The 17,336-nt window shown below is 74.5% G+C and carries 15 protein-coding genes; 13 read left to right on the top strand and 2 right to left on the bottom strand.

Annotated features, from left to right (window positions below; genetic code table 11):
- Nucleotides 1-2 precede the first annotated feature (2 nt).
- The 4 genes from RKE29_RS04425 (at nucleotide 3) to RKE29_RS04410 (ending at nucleotide 5,344) form a co-directional block, all read left to right on the top strand.
- On the top strand, nucleotides 3-2,441 hold the full coding sequence (locus RKE29_RS04425) for a KR domain-containing protein (RefSeq protein ID WP_312003687.1): 2,439 nt from the start codon (nucleotides 3-5) through the stop codon (nucleotides 2,439-2,441).
- Nucleotides 2,442-2,508: 67 nt separating this feature from the next.
- Entirely contained in the window at nucleotides 2,509-2,946 is a 438-nt protein-coding gene (locus RKE29_RS04420; protein ID WP_312003686.1) for an ester cyclase, read from the top strand.
- The gene (locus RKE29_RS04415; protein WP_312003685.1) at nucleotides 2,943-3,902 is read left to right on the top strand and encodes an SDR family NAD(P)-dependent oxidoreductase; all 960 of its coding nucleotides are present in this window, start codon (nucleotides 2,943-2,945) and stop codon (nucleotides 3,900-3,902) included. Before RKE29_RS04420 ends, RKE29_RS04415 begins: the two co-directional genes overlap by 4 nt.
- A complete protein-coding gene (locus RKE29_RS04410; protein ID WP_312003684.1) occupies nucleotides 3,899-5,344 on the top strand; it encodes a cytochrome P450 in 1,446 nt (481 codons plus the stop codon). Before RKE29_RS04415 ends, RKE29_RS04410 begins: the two co-directional genes overlap by 4 nt.
- Nucleotides 5,345-5,423: 79 nt before the next feature.
- On the opposite strand, the gene RKE29_RS04405 is transcribed toward RKE29_RS04410, so the two are convergent.
- A complete protein-coding gene (locus RKE29_RS04405; protein ID WP_312003683.1) occupies nucleotides 5,424-6,095 on the bottom strand; it encodes a class I SAM-dependent methyltransferase in 672 nt (223 codons plus the stop codon).
- A gap of 203 nt (nucleotides 6,096-6,298) precedes the next feature.
- Between RKE29_RS04405 and RKE29_RS04400 the strand changes: the two genes are divergently transcribed.
- The 7 genes from RKE29_RS04400 to RKE29_RS04370 are packed head-to-tail and all read left to right on the top strand — an operon-like array spanning nucleotide 6,299 to nucleotide 15,296.
- A complete protein-coding gene (locus RKE29_RS04400; RefSeq protein WP_312003682.1) occupies nucleotides 6,299-7,831 on the top strand; it encodes an NAD(P)/FAD-dependent oxidoreductase in 1,533 nt (510 codons plus the stop codon).
- A 56-nt stretch (nucleotides 7,832-7,887) separates the two neighbouring features.
- Nucleotides 7,888-9,243: a cytochrome P450 gene (locus tag RKE29_RS04395; RefSeq protein WP_312003681.1), complete on the top strand. Its 1,356-nt coding sequence runs from the start codon at nucleotides 7,888-7,890 to the stop codon at nucleotides 9,241-9,243.
- Nucleotides 9,243-10,715 carry a cytochrome P450 gene (locus tag RKE29_RS04390; protein ID WP_312003680.1) on the top strand — a complete coding sequence of 491 codons (1,473 nt, stop codon included), beginning with the start codon at nucleotides 9,243-9,245 and terminating at the stop codon, nucleotides 10,713-10,715. The genes RKE29_RS04395 and RKE29_RS04390 overlap by 1 nt, the downstream gene beginning before the upstream one ends.
- On the top strand, nucleotides 10,712-11,848 hold the full coding sequence (locus tag RKE29_RS04385) for an ester cyclase (RefSeq protein ID WP_312003679.1): 1,137 nt from the start codon (nucleotides 10,712-10,714) through the stop codon (nucleotides 11,846-11,848). The genes RKE29_RS04390 and RKE29_RS04385 overlap by 4 nt, the downstream gene beginning before the upstream one ends.
- Nucleotides 11,845-12,579, top strand: a complete 735-nt coding sequence (locus RKE29_RS04380) for a hypothetical protein (protein WP_312003678.1) — start codon at nucleotides 11,845-11,847, stop codon at nucleotides 12,577-12,579. Before RKE29_RS04385 ends, RKE29_RS04380 begins: the two co-directional genes overlap by 4 nt.
- Before the next feature lies 1 nt (nucleotide 12,580).
- Nucleotides 12,581-13,720 carry an NAD(P)/FAD-dependent oxidoreductase gene (locus RKE29_RS04375; protein ID WP_312003677.1) on the top strand — a complete coding sequence of 380 codons (1,140 nt, stop codon included), beginning with the start codon at nucleotides 12,581-12,583 and terminating at the stop codon, nucleotides 13,718-13,720.
- 22 nt (nucleotides 13,721-13,742) lie between these two features.
- Nucleotides 13,743-15,296: an MFS transporter gene (locus RKE29_RS04370; protein WP_312003676.1), complete on the top strand. Its 1,554-nt coding sequence runs from the start codon at nucleotides 13,743-13,745 to the stop codon at nucleotides 15,294-15,296.
- 336 nt (nucleotides 15,297-15,632) lie between these two features.
- On the opposite strand, the gene RKE29_RS04365 is transcribed toward RKE29_RS04370, so the two are convergent.
- Nucleotides 15,633-16,049, bottom strand: coding sequence for a DUF6463 family protein (locus RKE29_RS04365; protein ID WP_312003675.1), 417 nt, complete (start codon nucleotides 16,047-16,049; stop codon nucleotides 15,633-15,635).
- 60 nt (nucleotides 16,050-16,109) lie between these two features.
- On the opposite strand from RKE29_RS04365, the gene RKE29_RS04360 reads away from it, so the two are divergent.
- Both RKE29_RS04360 and RKE29_RS04355 read left to right on the top strand, forming a co-directional pair.
- Nucleotides 16,110-16,739 carry a TetR/AcrR family transcriptional regulator gene (locus tag RKE29_RS04360; protein ID WP_312003674.1) on the top strand — a complete coding sequence of 210 codons (630 nt, stop codon included), beginning with the start codon at nucleotides 16,110-16,112 and terminating at the stop codon, nucleotides 16,737-16,739.
- Between the two features lie 51 nt (nucleotides 16,740-16,790).
- The gene (locus RKE29_RS04355) at nucleotides 16,791-17,243 is read left to right on the top strand and encodes a DUF4383 domain-containing protein (protein WP_312003673.1); all 453 of its coding nucleotides are present in this window, start codon (nucleotides 16,791-16,793) and stop codon (nucleotides 17,241-17,243) included.
- Nucleotides 17,244-17,336 lie beyond the last annotated feature (93 nt).

Here is a 17,336-nt window from a genome sequence, read left to right as displayed (position 1 = left end):
CCGTGCCGTCTGCGCTGACCCCGCCGCTGCCGCGGGCCTGGCCCCGGCCGCCCGCCGAGGCACCGGTGCCGGAGGACGCGCCGGTGCAGCCGGTGAGCCGCATGGTGTGGCGGCTGACCGAGCTGCCCCCGGCCGCGCCGCCGCCCGCCCGGCTCGCGTCCTTACGGGTGCTGCTGCTGGGCGGCGACGAGGAGACCGCCGCCGCCGTGGAGCGGGAGCTGAAGGGCCACGGCGCGCAGGTGCGCCGCGGCCCCGAGGCCCTGGGCCCGGTGGACGCCGTGGTGGACCTGACCGCCGGGCCCGGCGCGGGCCGCCCGTTCGACGGGCGTACGGCCGGCACCTGGCGGGCGGCGCTGACCGAGACCGTCACCGCGCTGCGCGGCGTGTACGACGACTGGGCGGCCGAGACCGCCGCCGACCGGCTGTACTACCTGGCCGTCACCTACCTGGGCGGCGGCATGGGCCAGCACCCCGCCGACCGGCTGGAGCAGCCGCTCGGCGGCATCTGGGCGGGCCTGGCCAAGACGCTGCACCGGGAGTTCCCCAACTGCAACGCGCGCGTGGTCGACATCGACCCGGCCGCCCGCGCGGACCTGCCCGGCATCCTGGCCGCCGAGCTGGGCCGCCCCGGGGAGATCGAGGTCGGCTACCGCGACGGGCGGCGGCTGACGCTGACGCCCGTCGCGGAGCCCGTCGGCCCGCCCACCGCCGCCCTGGGCCCGGGCGACACCGTGCTGGTCTCCGGCGGCGGCCGCGGCATCGGCTGGGAGCTGGCCCGTACGCTCGCCGAACGGCACGGCGTACGGGTCGTGGTCACCGGCCGGGAGGCGTTCCCCGTCGGCGACGAGCCGTGGTTCGGCGCCGACGAGGCCGGCTGGCGCGCCTACGAGAAGCAGGCGTGGGCCGGCCGCGGCGGTCGGTCGCCGGCGGACGTCCGCCGCGACCTGGCCCGCACCCGCCGCCTGTGGGAGCTGGCCGGCAACGTCACCGCGGCGCGCCGGCAGGGCCTGGCGGTGGAGTACGCGCGCTGCGACTTCACCGACCCCGCCCAGGTGCGCGAGCTGATCGCCCGCGAGCGCGGCACGCTCGCCGGCGTGGTGCACAACGCGGGCGTGGACACCGCGGCCCGGCTGCCGAAGAAGACCGACGAGGAGATCCTGCGCACCGTCGAGGTCAAGATCGACGGCTTCCTCAGCCTCTTCGCCGAGGTGCGGGAACTGGACCTGGCATTCTTCTGCAACGTCGGCTCCCTCACCGGGCGGCTGGGCGGCATGGTCGGCCAGCTGGAGTACGCCGCGGCCAACGACGGCCTGGCGCGCCTGGGCAACTGGGCCGCCCGCCGGGCCGGCTTCCCGGTGATGACCCTGGCCTGGCCCACCTGGGACCGTATCGGCCTGATCGCCAACTTCTCGGCCACCCTGCGCTACATGGCCGCGATCGACGTGGCCGACGGCCTGCGGCGCTGGGAGGCCGAACTGCTCGCGCCCTCGGTCGGCGAGGTCACCTTCGTCGGACCGCTGGGCCGGGCCGTCGACCCGGGGCAGGCCACCGGCTACCCGGTGGTCCCGGCGCTGCCCGGCTTCGCCTCGGCGTACCCGCGGATCTTCCACCTGGGGCAGGTCACCGAGTTCACCCCGCACGTCCGCCTGGCGGCGCGGTACGCCGTGCACCGCGACTGGGCGCCGGTGCTCGGCGACTTCCAGATCGACGGCGCCGACGCGCTGCCGGTCGGCCTGCTGCTGGAGAACGCGGTACGGGCCGCCGAGTGGATCGTCCCCGAGGACTTCCCCGCGCTGCGCCTGAGCTGCCTGGAGGACGTCGTGGTGCCGCTGTCGCTGCTGCGCCTGGACGGCCCGCGCCTGGACCTGCTGCGCGAGGTGCGCGGCGGCTACCAGGGCCGCGACTGGGTGGTGCACGTGACCTACCGGCGCGCGGAAGACGGCGGCGGCGGCCCGCGGGCGAGCCTGCGCCTGGTGTACGAGACCGGCCAGGGCCGCAGCCCCGCGCCGCCGCGCCCCGCCGTCGCCCAGAGCACCACGCTGCGCTCCGGCCCGCCGTTCCTGCACTGGCGGTCCGCCGTGGTGCCGATGGCGACCTGGACCACCGGCCCCGACGGGCGGCCGGTCGTCGAGGTGCGGCCCTGTGAGCCCAACGACCTGTGGGCGACCCCGCAGGTGCCCCGTACGGCCCTGCCGCTCGCCGCCCTGGAGAACGTGGTGCGCCGGTGCGCCATGCAGGGCGACCGGCTGTCGGTCACCGTCGACCCGCTGGTCATAGGGCGGATCGCGCTGCACGCCGCCGCGGCCGGCCCGGTCCGGGTCGAGGGCGATCCCGCGCTCGGCGTGTGGCGGGTGACGAACGCCGGCTCCGCGGAGCCGGTGGCGACGGTATCGGGCCTCACCGGCCCGCCCGAAGGCTCCGCCGGCCGGCCGATCGGTTGACCGGCGGAAAGCAGTACCACCAGCAACACATCCCGTACGACCACATGACGATCAACGGAGGAACGACATGGCCACCCGCGAGCAGAACAAGGCCACGCTGGAGCACTACTACGAGGAGTGCCTGAACAAGGGCAATCTGGACGCTGTCTACGACAAGGCGATCAAGGACCACATCAGCCACGGCACCGCGCCCAACGGCTACGACGGCGTGGAGCACCTGAAGGAGTGGGTGCGCCTCCAGCTCGCGTCCTTCCCCGACCTGCACGTCACCGTGGACGACTGGATCATCGAGGGCGACAAGGTCGTCAGCCGGTTCACCGCGCGCGGCACCCACACCGGGGAGCCCTACGGCGGCCTGATCCCGGCCCGCGGCCGGAAGATCGAGATCTCCGGCATCGTCATCGACGACTTCAACGAGGACGGCAAGATCGTCGAGAGCTGGTTCGCGCTGGACAGCTACGACCTCGCCACGCAGCTCGGCGCGTTCGACGCGCCCGAGGCGTGACCCGCCGCACCACGCCGGCCCCGGACTCCGGGGCCGGCACCCCGGTGCTGATCACCGGCTGCTCCTCGGGGATCGGCCGGGCCACCGCACTGCGCCTGCACGGGGCCGGCCGCGCCGTGTACGCCACCGCCCGGCGGCCCGAGACGCTGCGGGACCTCGCGGCGGCGGGCATCCGCACGCTCCAGCTCGACGTCACCGACGAGGACAGCATGGCGACCGCCGTCGCCAAGGTGGAGGCCGAGCACGGCGCGGTCGGCGCGCTGGTCAACAGCGCGGGCTACGCCCTGTCGGGCGCCGTGGAGAGCGCGAGCCCGGAGGCGGTGCGCGCCCAGTTCGAGACCAACGTCTTCGGCCTGGTGCGGCTGACCCAGCTCGTGCTGCCCGCGATGCGCGCCCGCGGCGCGGGCACCGTCGTCAACGTCTCGTCCATCTTCGGCCGGTACGCCGTGCCCGGAGGCGGCTTCTACCACGCCACCAAGCACGCCGTGGAGGCCCTCAGCGACGCGCTGCGCCTGGAGGCCGCCCCGTTCGGCGTGCGCGTGGTGCTCGTCGAGCCGGGCCCGGTGCGCACCACCGAGTTCGGCGCCAAGTTCGCCGGCCAGCTCGGCGACGGCGGCTCGGGAGGTACGGACCGTACGGGCGCGCAAGGTGGGGACGACGGGCCGTACGGCGCCTTCCACCGGCAGCTGGCCGACTACTTCGACGCGATCTACACCGGCGGCCGCCGGACCCTGGCCGGCACCTTCGCCATCCAGGCCGACGACGTGGCCGCGGTGGTGGCGAAGGCGCTGCGCGCGCCCCGCCCCCGCTCCCGCTACACCGTCGGGTTCCTCGCCCGCAGCACGATCGCCTTCCGCAGGCTGGCCCCGGACGTCATCTTCGACAACCTATTCGTGCGCCGCCAGTTCCCGGTCCCGCGGGCCCCGGGGCGGCCACAGCAAGGAGACCACCGATGACCACCGCGACCCGCGCGAAGAACCGCGCGCCCGGTCCCAAGGGCGCTCCGCTGCTGGGCAGCCTGGGCCCCTGGAAGCGCAACACCGCCGAGTTCCTGCTCGGCCTGCAGCGCGACTACGGCGAGATCGTGCGCATGCAGCTCGGCCCGTTCACCGTGCACCAGGTCACCGAGCCCGAGGCGGTGCGGCGCGTGCTGGTGGAGAACAACGGCAACTACGTGCGCGGCCCGCTGTACGAGCAGTTCCGCGTCGTCATGGGCAAGGGCCTGCTGACCACGGACGGCGAGTTCTGGCGCGGCCACCGCCGGGCCGTGCAGCCGGTGTTCCTGAAGAACGCCGTCGCCGACATCATCCCCAACCTCGTCCAGGCGACGAACGAGATGCTGGAGGGCTGGGAGCGCAAGGCCGCCGCCGGCGAGCCGGTCGACCTGATGACCGACATGCTGAAGCTGACCCTGGTCACCCTCAGCCGCTCGCTGTTCGCCTACGACATCAACCCGTCCACCGCGCTGCTGAAGACCATCGTGGACGACGTGGTCGAGGTGATGTTCCGGCGCGGCGTGCCCTCGGAGATGCTGCCGTCCTGGGTGCCCACCGAGCGCAAACGCAAGATCACCCGCATCCACCGGGCGTTCGACCGGGTCGTGGCCGACGTGCGCCGGCAGTACGCGCAGACCGGCGAGGGGCCGCTGATCGGGCTCATGGAGCAGGCCGCCGACCCGGAGACCGGCAGGCCCTGGACGGCCCAGCAGATCAAGGACGAACTCCTCACGGTCTACCTGGCCGGCCACGAGACCACCGCCGTCGCGCTGTGCTGGACGCTGCTGTCCGTCGCCCACCACCCGCACGTCCAGGAGGAGCTGGACGCGGAGATCGCCACCGTCCTGGGCGGCGCGCCGCCGGACGCGGCCACCGCCGAGTCCCTGACGTACACCAAGATGGTGGTGGACGAGAGCCTGCGCATGCACCCGCCCATCTGGATCTTCCCCCGGGCCGCGGTGGAGCCGGACGAGCTGGGCGGCTACGACGTCGACGCCGGCGACTCGATCCTGCTGTCGCCGCTGGTGTCCCACCACAACCCGCGCCACTGGGACAACCCGCTGGCCTTCGACCCGTACCGCTTCACCCCGCAGGCCGTCAAGGAGCGGCCGCGGATGGCGTACCTGCCCTTCGGCTCCGGACCCCGGCAGTGCGTGGGCAACTTCATGGCCCTGCTCGAACTGCGGGTCATCGTCGCGATGATCAACCAGCGGTTCCGCCTCAGCCGCGTCCCCGGGGACTCCCTCCAGTACGGCTCCCCGGTGATCTCGCTGCGCCCCGTCAAGGACGTGATGGTGACGGTGCGGGCGCGCGAGCGCGGCACGGCGGTCCCGGCCGCCCGTCCGGCCGCCCACCCGGCCGGCTCCGCCGCCCCCCTGTCCTGCCCGCACACCGGCTCGTGACCGGCGGGCGGGCGCCGGTCCGGGCGGGAGCCGCACTCCCGTCCGGACCGGCGTCGCCCGCGCCCGCTCGTAAGCCCGCTTAGACCACCGCCTCGAACAGCGCCACCGTGCCGTGCACCGCGAGGCGGTGGCGGGTGAACCGGGTGCGCAGCGCCTCCGCGAGCAGGTCCAGGGAGTCCTCGGTGTTGTTGAGGACCCCCTGCCGCACCAGCAGGTTCATCTGCAACCGGGACAGCGGCGTGTGCCGCACCCCGTGCGCCAGCACCGTGCCGCCGAACACCCGCGCCCCCGGCTCCAGGTGCGGCAGCAGGTGGTCGAAGACCGCGAACTTCTCCGGCGCGCCCGACGGCAGGCAGTGCAGCACGTAGTTCAGCGCCGCCGAGTCGAAGCGCCGCCCCTGAAGGTCCATCGGCTTCAGGACGTCGCGGCGCAGCGCCGCCGGGCGGTAGCGGGCGATCCGCCGGCCCGCCGTGGCCAGCACCGTCGGGCTCAGGTCCACCAGGGTGACCTGCGGGCCGGGGTCCGGGAACCGGCAGCGGTCCAGGAAGTAGCCGGTGCCCGGGCCGACCTCCAGGTGCCGGGCGGAGACGTTCCGGTCGTACAGCGCGAGCATGTCCCCGGCCGGGCAGCGCCAGACGAACCGGGAGACCGCGCCGAGTACGAGGGCGTCGTACGCCGCCAGCACGGGAGCCGAGTAGGCCGCGACCGCCGACGCGCTGTCGCGCTCCGCCGCGTTGTCCTGGTGTCCCACCGATGATTCCCCTCCCCGTCGCCGAGCGCGCCCGCGCGCGCCGGCCCCCGCTCCGCGCTCGCGCGCGGACGCGTATCCCTCCGCCACAGATTCTCCGTCGCGGGATCCGGATGCGCAGCCGCCCCGGTGTATCTGCCCCGCGGTCCGCCGGATCTGTTGGGCAGTGCGGAATCCACGGGGAGAAGGGCCTTGTCGTGCAAGAGGTGGGGCAAGCGGGAGAGTGGGACGTCATCGTCGTCGGCAGCGGCCTGGGAGGAGTCAGCGCTGCCGCCATTCTGGCCCGCTCCGGGCTGAAGGTCCTGGTGTGCGAGCAGAGCGACGGCGTCGGCGGCCTCGCGCACGCCTTCCAGCGGGACGGGCGGACCTTCGACTCGGCGATCCGCGTGCTGGCCGAGGGCGAGATGGTGCAGGGGCTGCTGGACTGGCTGGGCGTGGCGGACCAGTGCGAGCTGACCGTCATCGACCACCTCTACGAGGCGCGGTTCCCCGACAGGAGCGTGTTCGCGCCCACGGGGCTTGAGGAGTTCATGGAGGCGCACATCCGCCTCTTCCCCGGTGAGGCCGAGGGGATCCGGGCCTTCTTCCAGCTGCGCCGCCAGATGTTCCTGGAGACCGCGCAGGCGCCGATGCGGGTGACGGACCCCTCGGCGCTCGGGCAGCTCGCCGAGCTGCTGCCGACCCTGATGAAGTACCGGACGGCCACGCTCCAGCAGGTGATGGACGAGTACCTGCGCGACCCGCGGCTGAAGGCCATGTGCTCGGCCCTGTGGCCGTACATGGGCGCGCCGCCCTCGCAGCTGTCGTTCTTCGCCTACTCCCAGTTCATCGGCGTGCTCATCGACGGGCCCTCGTACTGCCGGGGCAGCTTCCAGAAGCTGGTGGACGCCTTCGTCACCGCCGTACGGCGCGGCGGCGGGCAGGTGGCCACCGGCACGCCGGTGGAGAGGATCCTGCTGCACCCCGACGGCCGGGTCGCCGGGGTGCGGACGGCGGCGGGGGAGGTGTGCACCGCGCCGGTGGTGGTCTCCAACGCCGACGCCCGGCACACCTTCGAGGAGCTGGTGGGCGCCGAGCACCTGCCCGGGGCGTACGCGCGGCGGCTGCGCAGGCTGCGGCCGTCGATGTCGGCCTGCGTGGTGTACGCGGCGACCACCCAGGACGTCCTCGCCCAGCAGCCGGCCCACGAGACGTTCGTCTACCGGCACTGGGACCACGAGGACACCTGGCGTGACCTGCTGGCCGGCCGGCCGGGCGGCATGTCGCTGTCGATCATGACCATGCTCGACCCGGGCCTCGCGCCGCCCGGCGAGCACCTGCTCATCGCCACCGCCGTGGCGCCCTGGCGGCTGCCCGACGGACAGTCCTGGCACGAGCGCAAGGACGCCTTCGCCGACAGCCTGCTCGGCGAGTTCGAGACCGTGATCCCGGACCTGCGCAAGCACCTGACGTTTGTGCAGGCCGGCACCCCGCAGACCATCCAGCGGTACACCCGCAACCACGAGGGTGCCACGTACGGCTGGGCGATGGGCCCGCACCAGATCGGCGGCAAGCGGCTGCCGCACGACACGCCCGTGCCCGGGCTCTTCCTCTCCGGCCACTGGACCGAGGAGGGACCCGCGTCCTTCCGCGTGATCCTCTCCGGCATGAACACCGCCCGGCAGGTCCTCGGCCACCTCGGCACCGGACTCGACGTACCGACCTTCAAACCCGACGACGTTCCGCAGCTCGCGCTGTGACCCCGGCGGCCGGGCGCCCGCGGCCGGGCGCCCCAGACCACGCGAAAGGCCCCCACATGACGACCGCTCTCGTGCCCCCCGGCCCGCGGGGACACCCCGTGCTCGGCAGCATCCGGGAGATCCAGCGGGACAACGTGTCCGCGTTCATGGACGCGTTCCGCCACCACGGCGACATCGTGAACTTCCGCGGCCCGCTGCGCATCCAGCTGCTGGCCCACCCGGACTACGTGCAGCACGTGCTGCGCGACCAGCACAAGCACTACCCGCGGCCCCGCAAGGTGCAGGGCTGCCTGAGCACCATCGTCGGCGACGGCCTGGTCGCCGCCGAGGGCGCGTCCTGGCTGCGCTCGCGGCGGCTCACCCAGCCCGCCTTCCACCGCGACGCGCTGCGCCGGTTCGGCGAGACGTTCACCGCGACCACCGCCGAACTGCTCGACGGCTGGCAGCGGCGCGGCCGCGACGCGGGCCCGGTGGACGTGAAGTCGGAGATGATGCACCTGAGCCTGGCCAACCTGGCGCGGGCGCTGTTCAAGACCGACCTCACCGAGGCGATCACCCGGATCGAGCCCGCCGTGCAGCGGGCGCTGGCCTTCACCCACCGGCGCATGACCTCCCCGGTCGACCCGCTGCGCGTGCCCTCCCAGGGGCGGCGGCGGTTCCTCGACGCGCTCGGCACGGTCAACTCGGTGCTCCACCCCATGATCACCGAGCGGCGCCGGACGGGCGGCTCCGACGACCTGGTCGGCATGCTGCTGGGCGCCACCGACCCCGAGACGGGCGAGGCGTTCACCGACGCGCAGATCAGGGACGAGGTGAGCGGCTTCTTCGTGGCCGGCCACGAGACGGTCTCCACCGCCCTGACCTGGACCTGGTACCTGCTGTCGCTCAACCCCGAGAGCGCGCGGCGGCTGCGGGCGGAGGTGGACGAGGTGCTCGCGGGCCGGGTGCCCACCGTCGAGGACCTGCCGAAGCTCACGTACACCACCATGGTCGTCCAGGAGGCCATGCGCCTGTTCCCGCCGATCTTCGTCTACATGCGGTGCGCCGCACAGGACGACACGATCGGCGGCTACCACGTGCCCGCGGGCCGGTGGGTGGTGGTGTGCCCGTACGTGACCCACCGGCATCCGGAGTTCTGGGACAACCCCGAGGGGTTCGAGCCCGAGCGGTTCACCCCCGCCCGCAGCGCGGACCGGCACCGGATGGCGTACCTGCCGTTCGGCGCGGGTCCGCGCAAGTGCATCGGCGACTCGTTCGCCATGCTCCAGATGCCCCTGGTGATCGCCATGATCGCGCAGCGCTTCCGGCTCGACCTGGTGGAGGGCCAGCACGTCGTGCCCGAGCCGGCGATCTCCCTGCGCCCGCGCGACCCGATGTGGATGTGGCTCCGACCGGTCGAGGAGACCTCGTGATGGTGACGACGACGCCCCGGCAGGCCCCCGGCCCCCGCGGCGAGCCGGTGCTCGGCAACGCGCGCGCCTTCCAGCGCGACATCCTGCACACCCTGCAACAGGGCCGGCGGGAGTACGGCGACGTGGTGCGCTTCGAGGGCATCGGACCGCTCTTCCCGGTGTACCTCGTCAGCCACCCGGAAGGCGTCAAGGAGATCCTGCAGGACAAGCACCGCAACTTCCCCAAGACGCCGTTCGTCAGCGACCGCTGGCGGGCGCTGGTGGGCGACGGGCTCATCTGCAGCGAGGGCGAGCTGTGGAAGCGGCAGCGCAGGCTGTGCCAGCCCGCCTTCCACCGCCGGCTGATCACCAGCTTCGGCACCGGCATGACCGAGGCCGCGGCCGACCTGCTGGACCGCTGGGAGGGCGCCGCGGCGGCGCACCGCGAGGTCGACGTCACCCTCGACATCACCCGGCTGGCCCTGGGCGTGCTCGGCGGCGCGCTGTTCGGCGCCGACTGGCGGCGCGACTCCGAGGTCATGGCGCACGCCGTCGAGGTCGCCATCGGCGAGGCGTACCGCAAGTTCGGCACCCTCGTCAGCATCCCGGAGAGCGTGCCCACCCCGGCCAACCTGCGGTTCGTACGGGCCAGGAAGCAGCTCGACGAGATCATCTACCGCGTCATCGACGAGCGGCGCGCCGACCGCGGACCGCACCCGGACGACCTGCTGGAGGCGCTGCTGACCGCCACCGAGGACGACGGCACCGGCATGACGGTCGAGCAGGTCCGCAACGAGCTGATGACCTTCATGTTCGGCGGCCACGAGACGGTCGCCTCCGGCCTGACCTGGTCGCTGTACCTGCTCTCCCGGCACCCCGAGGTCGCCGGGCGGCTGGAGGCCGAGGTGGACGCGGTCCTCGGCGGCCGCGTGCCGGGCGTGGACGACCTGCCCGGGCTGCCGTACCTGGACCGGGTGGTGCGCGAGTGCCTGCGGCTGTACCCCCCGGTGTCGCTGATCTCCCGCACCCCGCTGGAGGACGACACGGTGCTCGGGTACGCGATCCCCAAGGGCTCGATGGTCCTGCTGTCGGCGTACGTGACCCACCGGCACCCCGGCTTCTGGCCCAACCCGGAGGGCTTCGACCCCGACCGCTGGATCCCCCTCGGCGAACAGGGCCCGCACCGCTACGCGTGGTGGCCGTTCTCCGGCGGCCCGCGCAAGTGCATCGGCGACGTCTTCGGGCTCCAGGAGATGAAGCTCGTCCTGGCCATGGCCGCCCAGCGGATCCGGGTGTCGGTGGCGCCCGGCCACCCCGTCGTGCCCCGGCCCGGCCTGACCCTCGGCCAGGAGCACGGCGTCTACGCCATGGTCACCGCGCGCGGCCGAGCCCCGCGGGCGGCCGCCGCCCCCGCCCGCCCCGCGGCCGGCGGGTCCGCCGCCGCCGCGGCGCCGGCCCCGGGCCGCTGCCCCGTCACCGGAGCCGGCGCATGACCGCCCCCGCCGCGGCACGCGTCGCCGACGCCGGTCTTGAGGCGGTGTGGGCCTGGGTCCACGAGGGCGGCAACGCACGCCGCCTCACCGTGGCCGACCGGCTGGTCACCGGCGACTTCGCGCTGCACGGGCCGCCGTGCCTGGGCACCGCGGCGCGCGGCCCGCAGGGGCTGCGCGACCACCTGACCGGCCTGCACCGGGCCTTCCCCGACCTGCTGACCGAGGTGGCCGACCTGTTCGGCCACGGCGACCGGGTGGTGGCCCGGCTCCTGCACCGCGGCACCCACCGCGGGCCCTGGCTGGGCGTCCCGGCCACCGGCCGGACGGTGGAGTTCTCGCAGACCGTCGTCTTCCGCACGGCGGGCGCGAAGATCGCCGAGGCGTGGCAGGAGATCGACGCCGCCGGCACGCTGTTCACCCTCGGCGGCGCGCCCCCGATGGGCTCCACGCCCGCCTCGGCGCTCGGCTGGGCTCTCACCACCGCCCACCGCAGGGTCCACCACCGGGTGCCGCAGCGCCAGCCGTGGCCGTGGCGCGGCACCGCCCGGCAGCACGTCCCGCCCTTCCCCGGCGCCCTGAGCGGCACCGGCGAGGCGACCGAGGAGCAGCGGGAGGCGAACACCCTGCCGCTGCGCCGCTGGATCGACGAGTGCGTCAACCAGCAGGACACCGCCGTGTGCGAGGAGGTCTTCCACGCGGACTACGTCGGCCACTCGCCGCCGCACGCCGAACCGGAGCCGCTGCACGGCCCGGCCGGATACGCCCGCTTCCTGGGCCGTATCCTGACCGGCTTCCCGGACGCCCGCGCCGAGATCCAGGACCTGGTCCCGGTCGACGACCGGGTCGCCTGCCGGGTCCGGATGACCGGCACCCACCTGAACGCCTACCGGGGGCTGCCGGCCACCGGGCGGCCGTTCGTGATGACCCAGACGGTGATCTGCCGCATCGAGGACGGCCGCATCGTGGAGAGCTGGCAGGAGATCGACGCGCTGGGCATGATGCTCCAGTTCGGCGTCGTACCGCGGATCGGCACCGGCCCGCTGGGCCATCTGGCGTGGTTCGCCGCGCTGGCCGGGACGCTGGCCACCGCCCCGCGGCGGATCGCCGCCCACTCCAGGGAGGCGGCGCGATGACCGCCACCCGGACCGTGGACGACGAGCGGCTGGTCTCGCGCACCCTGGAGGCGTTCGGCGGCGCCGAGCGCTGGCGCCGGGCCGAGCGGGTGGAGGTCGAACTCTCCTGCGGCGGGCCGCTCTTCCGCTGGAAGCGGGGCCGCGCCGGGACCCGGCACGGGCTGCGGGTCACGCTGGAGGTGGCCCGGCAGCACATCCGCCTGCACGACTGGGACGGCCCCTTCGACGGCGTGCTGGAAGGCCACGAGGTGCGCCTGGAGCGGGACGGCGTGGTGGCCGAGCGGCGCGCGGACGCCCGCGCGGCCTTCCCCGGCGGGCGCCGGGCGGTGCGCTGGGACGCGCTGGACATGACGTACTTCCTCGGCTACGCGCTGTGGAACTACTTCGCTTTCCCCGCGCTGCTGCTGCGCGACGACATGGAGTGGCGCGCCGAGGGCCCGCACGCGCTCCTCGCCCGGTTCCCCGGGCACCTGGCCACCCACAGCCCCGAGCAGCGGTTCCGGCTCGACCCGGCGACCGGCCTGGTGCGCGAACACGACTACACCGCCGAGGTCTTCGGGAACTGGGCCCGCGCCTGCCACCTGACCGACGCGTACCGGACGGCGGACGGGGTGCCGTACGCCGCCCGCCGCCGGGTGCTGCCGCGGCAGCCGGGCAAGCCGGCGCCGATGGCCCGCCCGGTGCTGATCTGGGCCGACATCCACGACTACGCCCTGACTGTGGGGAGCTGACATGATCAACGGATTGCGGGTCGTCATCGCCGGCGGAGGCGTGGGAGGACTCACCCTCGCCGGCATGCTGACCCGGCGCGGAGCCGAGGTCACGGTCCTCGAACGCGCCCACGAGATGCGCCAGGGCTTCGGCCTGACGATGTGGCCGAACGCCTTCCTCGCCCTGCGGCAGGTGGGCGGCGAGGCGATGTACAAGGCCGTGTGCGAGGTGTCCCAGTCGATGACCCGGCTGCGCTACCGGCTGGGGTCCGGCCGGCTGGTGGCCGACATCGACCTCACCAGCACCCTGGTGCGGCAGTACGGCGAGCCCGGCTACGCGGTCACCCGCATCGAGCTGCTGGAGGCCCTGGCCTCGCAGGCGGGCACCGAGGTGCGGTACGGGGCGGAGGTGACCGACGCGTCGCCGGACGGCACCGTCACGCTCGCCGACGGCGAGGTGCTGCACGCCGACGTGGTGATCGGCGCGGACGGCGCCGGGTCGCGGGTCCGCGCGGCCATCGCGCCGCCCGGCCGGCCGGAGCCCGAAAGCCGCCGCCTGCTGGGCTGGCAGGGCGTGGTGCCGCGGCTGCTGACGCCGTCGCAGACCGAGGCCGAGGTGTACTTCGGCCCCACCGGCTCGTCGGGCATGTTCCCGCTGCCGAACGGCCGGACGTACTGGTTCCTGCTGGACCCGAACCGCGACCGGCCGCGGCTCGACGGGTGGCACGAGGCGATCCGCGGCATGGTGGAGGCCACGCCCGCGGTGTCCATGCACCGGGACGAGGCCCGCGACCGCCCGGCCGACCCGGACTGGGGGGCGGGGCGGGTGACCCTGCTCGGCGACGCGGCGCACCCGTTCCTGCCCACCGCGGGCCAGGGCGCGTGCATCGCCATGGAGGACGCGGCCGTCCTCACCCGCCGGCTGGAGGGCCACTCCGACCCGGTGGCGGCGCTGCGCCGGTTCGAGCGGGACCGCTTCCGGCGGGTCCGCCACGTCCTGCGGGTCTCGCGCAGGCTGCACGGCATGCAGCAGCTCAGGCCGGCCTTCATGCGGCACGCCGGACTCGTCGTCACCCCGACCCCGGTGATCACGCGCATGTACGGCGCGCCGACCTTCCCGATCCCGGAGTTCCTCGGCCGCGACCGGGCCGGGGTGTCCTGAAACGCAAGGGAGCGTACGAGAAGTGGACCGGGCAACCGCACACAGGCGCCGCTGGCAGATCCTGGCCATCCTGTGTCTCAGTATCATCGTGATCGGGCTCGACAACCTGATCCTCAACCTCGCGCTGCCGAGCATCCAGCAGGACCTCGGCGCCTCCGGCCGCGACCTGCAGTGGACCATCGACGCGTACACGCTGCCGTTCGGCGGGCTGCTCCTGCTCGGCGGCGGCCTCGGTGACCGGTACGGCCGCAAGCGGATGCTGTCGCTCGGCCTGCTGGTCTTCCTGGCCTTCTCGCTCGCCGCGGCGTTCGCGCCGGACATCGAGTCCCTGATCGCGGCCCGCGCCGGGATGGGCGTCGGCGGGGCGCTGATCATGCCGGCCACGCTGTCGATCATCAAGGACGTCTTCCCCGCCGAGGAGCAGGCCAAGGCCGTCGGCCTGTGGGCCGGGTCCAGCGCCATCGGCATCCCGCTGGGGCCGGTGATCGGCGGCGTGCTCCTGGACCACTTCTGGTGGGGCTCGGTGTTCCTGGTCAACGTGCCGGTGGTGGTGCTCGCCCTGGTCTGCGGCTTCCTGCTGATCCCCGAGTCGCGCGCGCTGCGCGGCGGCAGGCTCGACCTGGTCGGCGCCGCGCTGTCGGTGGCGACCCTGGGCGTGCTGATCTACGGGATCATCGAGGCGCCGCGCGAGGGCTGGGGGTCGGCCACCACCCTGTCGCTGTTCGCCGCGGGCGCGGCGCTGGCCGTCGCGTTCCTGGCCTGGGAGCGGCGCACCGCGCATCCGCTGATCGACGCGTCGCTGTTCCGCGACGTGTCGTTCTCGGGCGGCGCCGCCGTGGTGGTGTGCATCAACTTCTGCCTGTTCAGCATGCTGTTCGTGGTCACCCAGTACCTCCAGTACGTGCTGGGCCACGACCCCATCGGCGCGGGCCTGCGGCTCCTGCCGAGCTGCACGCTGATCGTGGCGGCGCCGATCGGGGTGCAGCTGGTGGAACGGGTCGGCGTCCGGCGCACGGTCGCGCTCGGCATGCTGGTGCTGGCCGCCGGGATGGGCATGCTGGCCGCCGCCGACGCCTCCTCGGAGGGCCTGGCCCTGTCGGCGCTCGCGGTCCTGGGCGTCGGCATGGGACTGGCGATGCCGCCGTGCGCCAACGCCATCCTGGGGGCGACCCCGGCCGACCAGGCGGGCGCCGGTTCGGCGGTCACCGACTGCTCGGTGCAGGTGGGCGGCGCGCTGGGCATCGCGGTGGGCGGCAGCGTGCTGGCCACCTCCTACCGCGGCTCCCTGCCCGACCTGGGGCCGCTGCCGCCGGGGGCGGACGGCCTGGCCCGGGACTCGATCGGCGGCGCGACGGCCGTCGCCGGACGGCTCGGCGGCGCGGGCGACCGGCTGCTGGCCGCCGCGTCGGAGGCCTTCACCGAGGCGCTGCGGGCGGCGATGCTGGTGAGCGCCGGCGTCGCGCTGCTCGGGCTGCTGCTGGCCGTGGCCATCCTGCCCCGGCGCGGGGCCGTGGCGGCGCCGGGCGCCCCGGAGGAGACGGCGCGCCGGAAGGCCGCGGACCAGGTGAGCCACTGAGGCGCNTGGCCGTGGCCATCCTGCCCCGGCGCGGGGCCGTGGCGGCGCCGGGCGCCCCGGAGGAGACGGCGCGCCGGAAGGCCGCGGACCAGGTGAGCCACTGAGGCGCGGGCGGGGGCGGCCGGCCGCCCCCGCCCACTCCCGCACGGCCCGCGGGCCGTGCGACGGCCGGCCGCGCGCACCCCCGTCAGCCCGCGCGGCCGGCCGTTTCGTGCCTTCAGACGCTTCGTGCCTTCAGACGCTTCGTGCCTTCAGACGCTTCGTGCCTTCAGACGCTTCGTGCCTTCAGACCCTTCGTGTCTTCAGGCCCTTCGTGGTTTCAGGCTTTTCGTGGTTTCAGATCCGCTGCCGCACCCGCGGCGCGGCAGCGGCGGCCGGCGCCGGGGCGCGGCGCGCGTCGCGGATCAGCAGGGCCGCGGGCACCAGCCCGAGCAGCAGCGGAGCCGGCTCCAGGATCGCCGCCCCCGCGGCGCACCACGCCGCAAGCCCCCAGCCGATGGACTGGGGCACCACGACGCCCCGCCGGGCCAGGTGCGTGACGAGGGCGCCGAGCAGCAGCAGCGGCACCGCGAAGCTCGCGACGACGAGCCAGAACGCGCCCGCCGCGCCGTCGGGGTGGACGAACTCCTGCCGGGACAGCCCCCACAGGCCGCCGCCGAACCACTCGTCGAGAGATGCCGTGTTCTGCGCGCCCATGCCGACCAGGTGCGCGACGCTGAGAAGGATCAGGCTCCGGCCCGCCCAGAGGCTCATGACGGCCCCCCTTTCGCGAAACTGTCAGTTCCGGAACTGTCGGTAGCGTATCATGGGGGGATGGGACGACCCAGAGACGGCCGGGTGGACGAGGCCATCCTCGACGCGACCCGGAAGCTGCTGGCCGGCAGCGGGTACGCGGGGCTCACCGTGGACGCCGTGGCGGAGCTGGCGGGCATCGGGAAGGCGGCCATCTACCGGCGGTACGCGACCAAGCAGGAGATGGTCTTCGCCGCCGCCGTGCACGGCCGCAGCCTGGCCCCGCCGCCCGACACCGGAGACCTGCTCGGGGACCTCACCGCCCTCGTCGAGGAGATCGTCGGCCGCCTCACCTCGCCCGCCGCCGGGGCCGCGGTCCTCGGGCTGCTCGCCGACGTGGGCTCCTCCGCGGCCCTCGCCGACCGGTTCCACGAGGCGTTCGTCGTCCGCGAGCAGGCCGGCATCGCCGCGCTCCTCGACCGCGCGGTCGCCCGCGGCGAACTGGCCCCCGCGCCCGACGTCGGCCTGGTGCACGCCCTGGTCACCGGCCCCGTCTTCGCCATGCTCTACCTCCAGCGCCGCGCCCCCGACGGGCTGGCCCGCTGGCTGGCCCCGATCGTCGCCGCCGCGCTCACCGGCACGGCCCCGGAGCCGCCGCCCGGCGCCGCCGCCCCGGCCCTGTATCCGGGCCGGACCGGGCCGGATCTGTAGCGGTACGAGCGCACCGCGGACCGGGGCGCCACGACCGACGAGGAGGACGGTGTGACGACCCCCGCGCGCCCCCAGGCGGCCGCCCCGCGGACCAGCCGCACGCCCGCCCAGTGGTACCTGCTGGCCAGCGGCGCGCTGGTGGCCCTGTGGGGACTGGCCGGGTTCTTCGTCAACCGCAGCTTCGCGGTCGGCACGCGCGCGCTGCGCGACCCGGCCAACCACGACACGCTGTGCGGCGTGTTCGTGACCAACGGCTGGCACGACGCCGTCGCCCTCGCCATCGGCACCGTGGCCCTGGTGCTCAGCGGAACGCCGAACGCCTGGATGCACGCCGCCGGCCTCGGCGCGGGCTATCTGGCCGTCACCGTGACCCTGGCGGCCACCGAGCCCTTCCTGCTCGCCGACAACCTCACCAACAACCTCGTCCACCTGCTGCTGGCCCTCGGCGGCCTCGGCACGGCCGCCGTCTCCCGCCCCCGCCGGGCCGCCGCCCCGGCGACCTGACGCTCCGCCGGCCCCCGCGGTGTATCCGCGGCGCCGCCGCCCGGATCTGTCCAGACGAGAACACGGCACCGCCGTGACGGCCTGCGGAGGGGG

The organism is Streptomyces sp. B1866 (assembly GCF_031932565.1).
Taxonomy (GTDB): Bacteria; Actinomycetota; Actinomycetes; order Streptomycetales; family Streptomycetaceae; genus Streptomyces.
The sequence above is the reverse complement of the archived record's forward strand: the minus strand, read 5'-3'. Positions and strand labels throughout refer to the sequence as shown.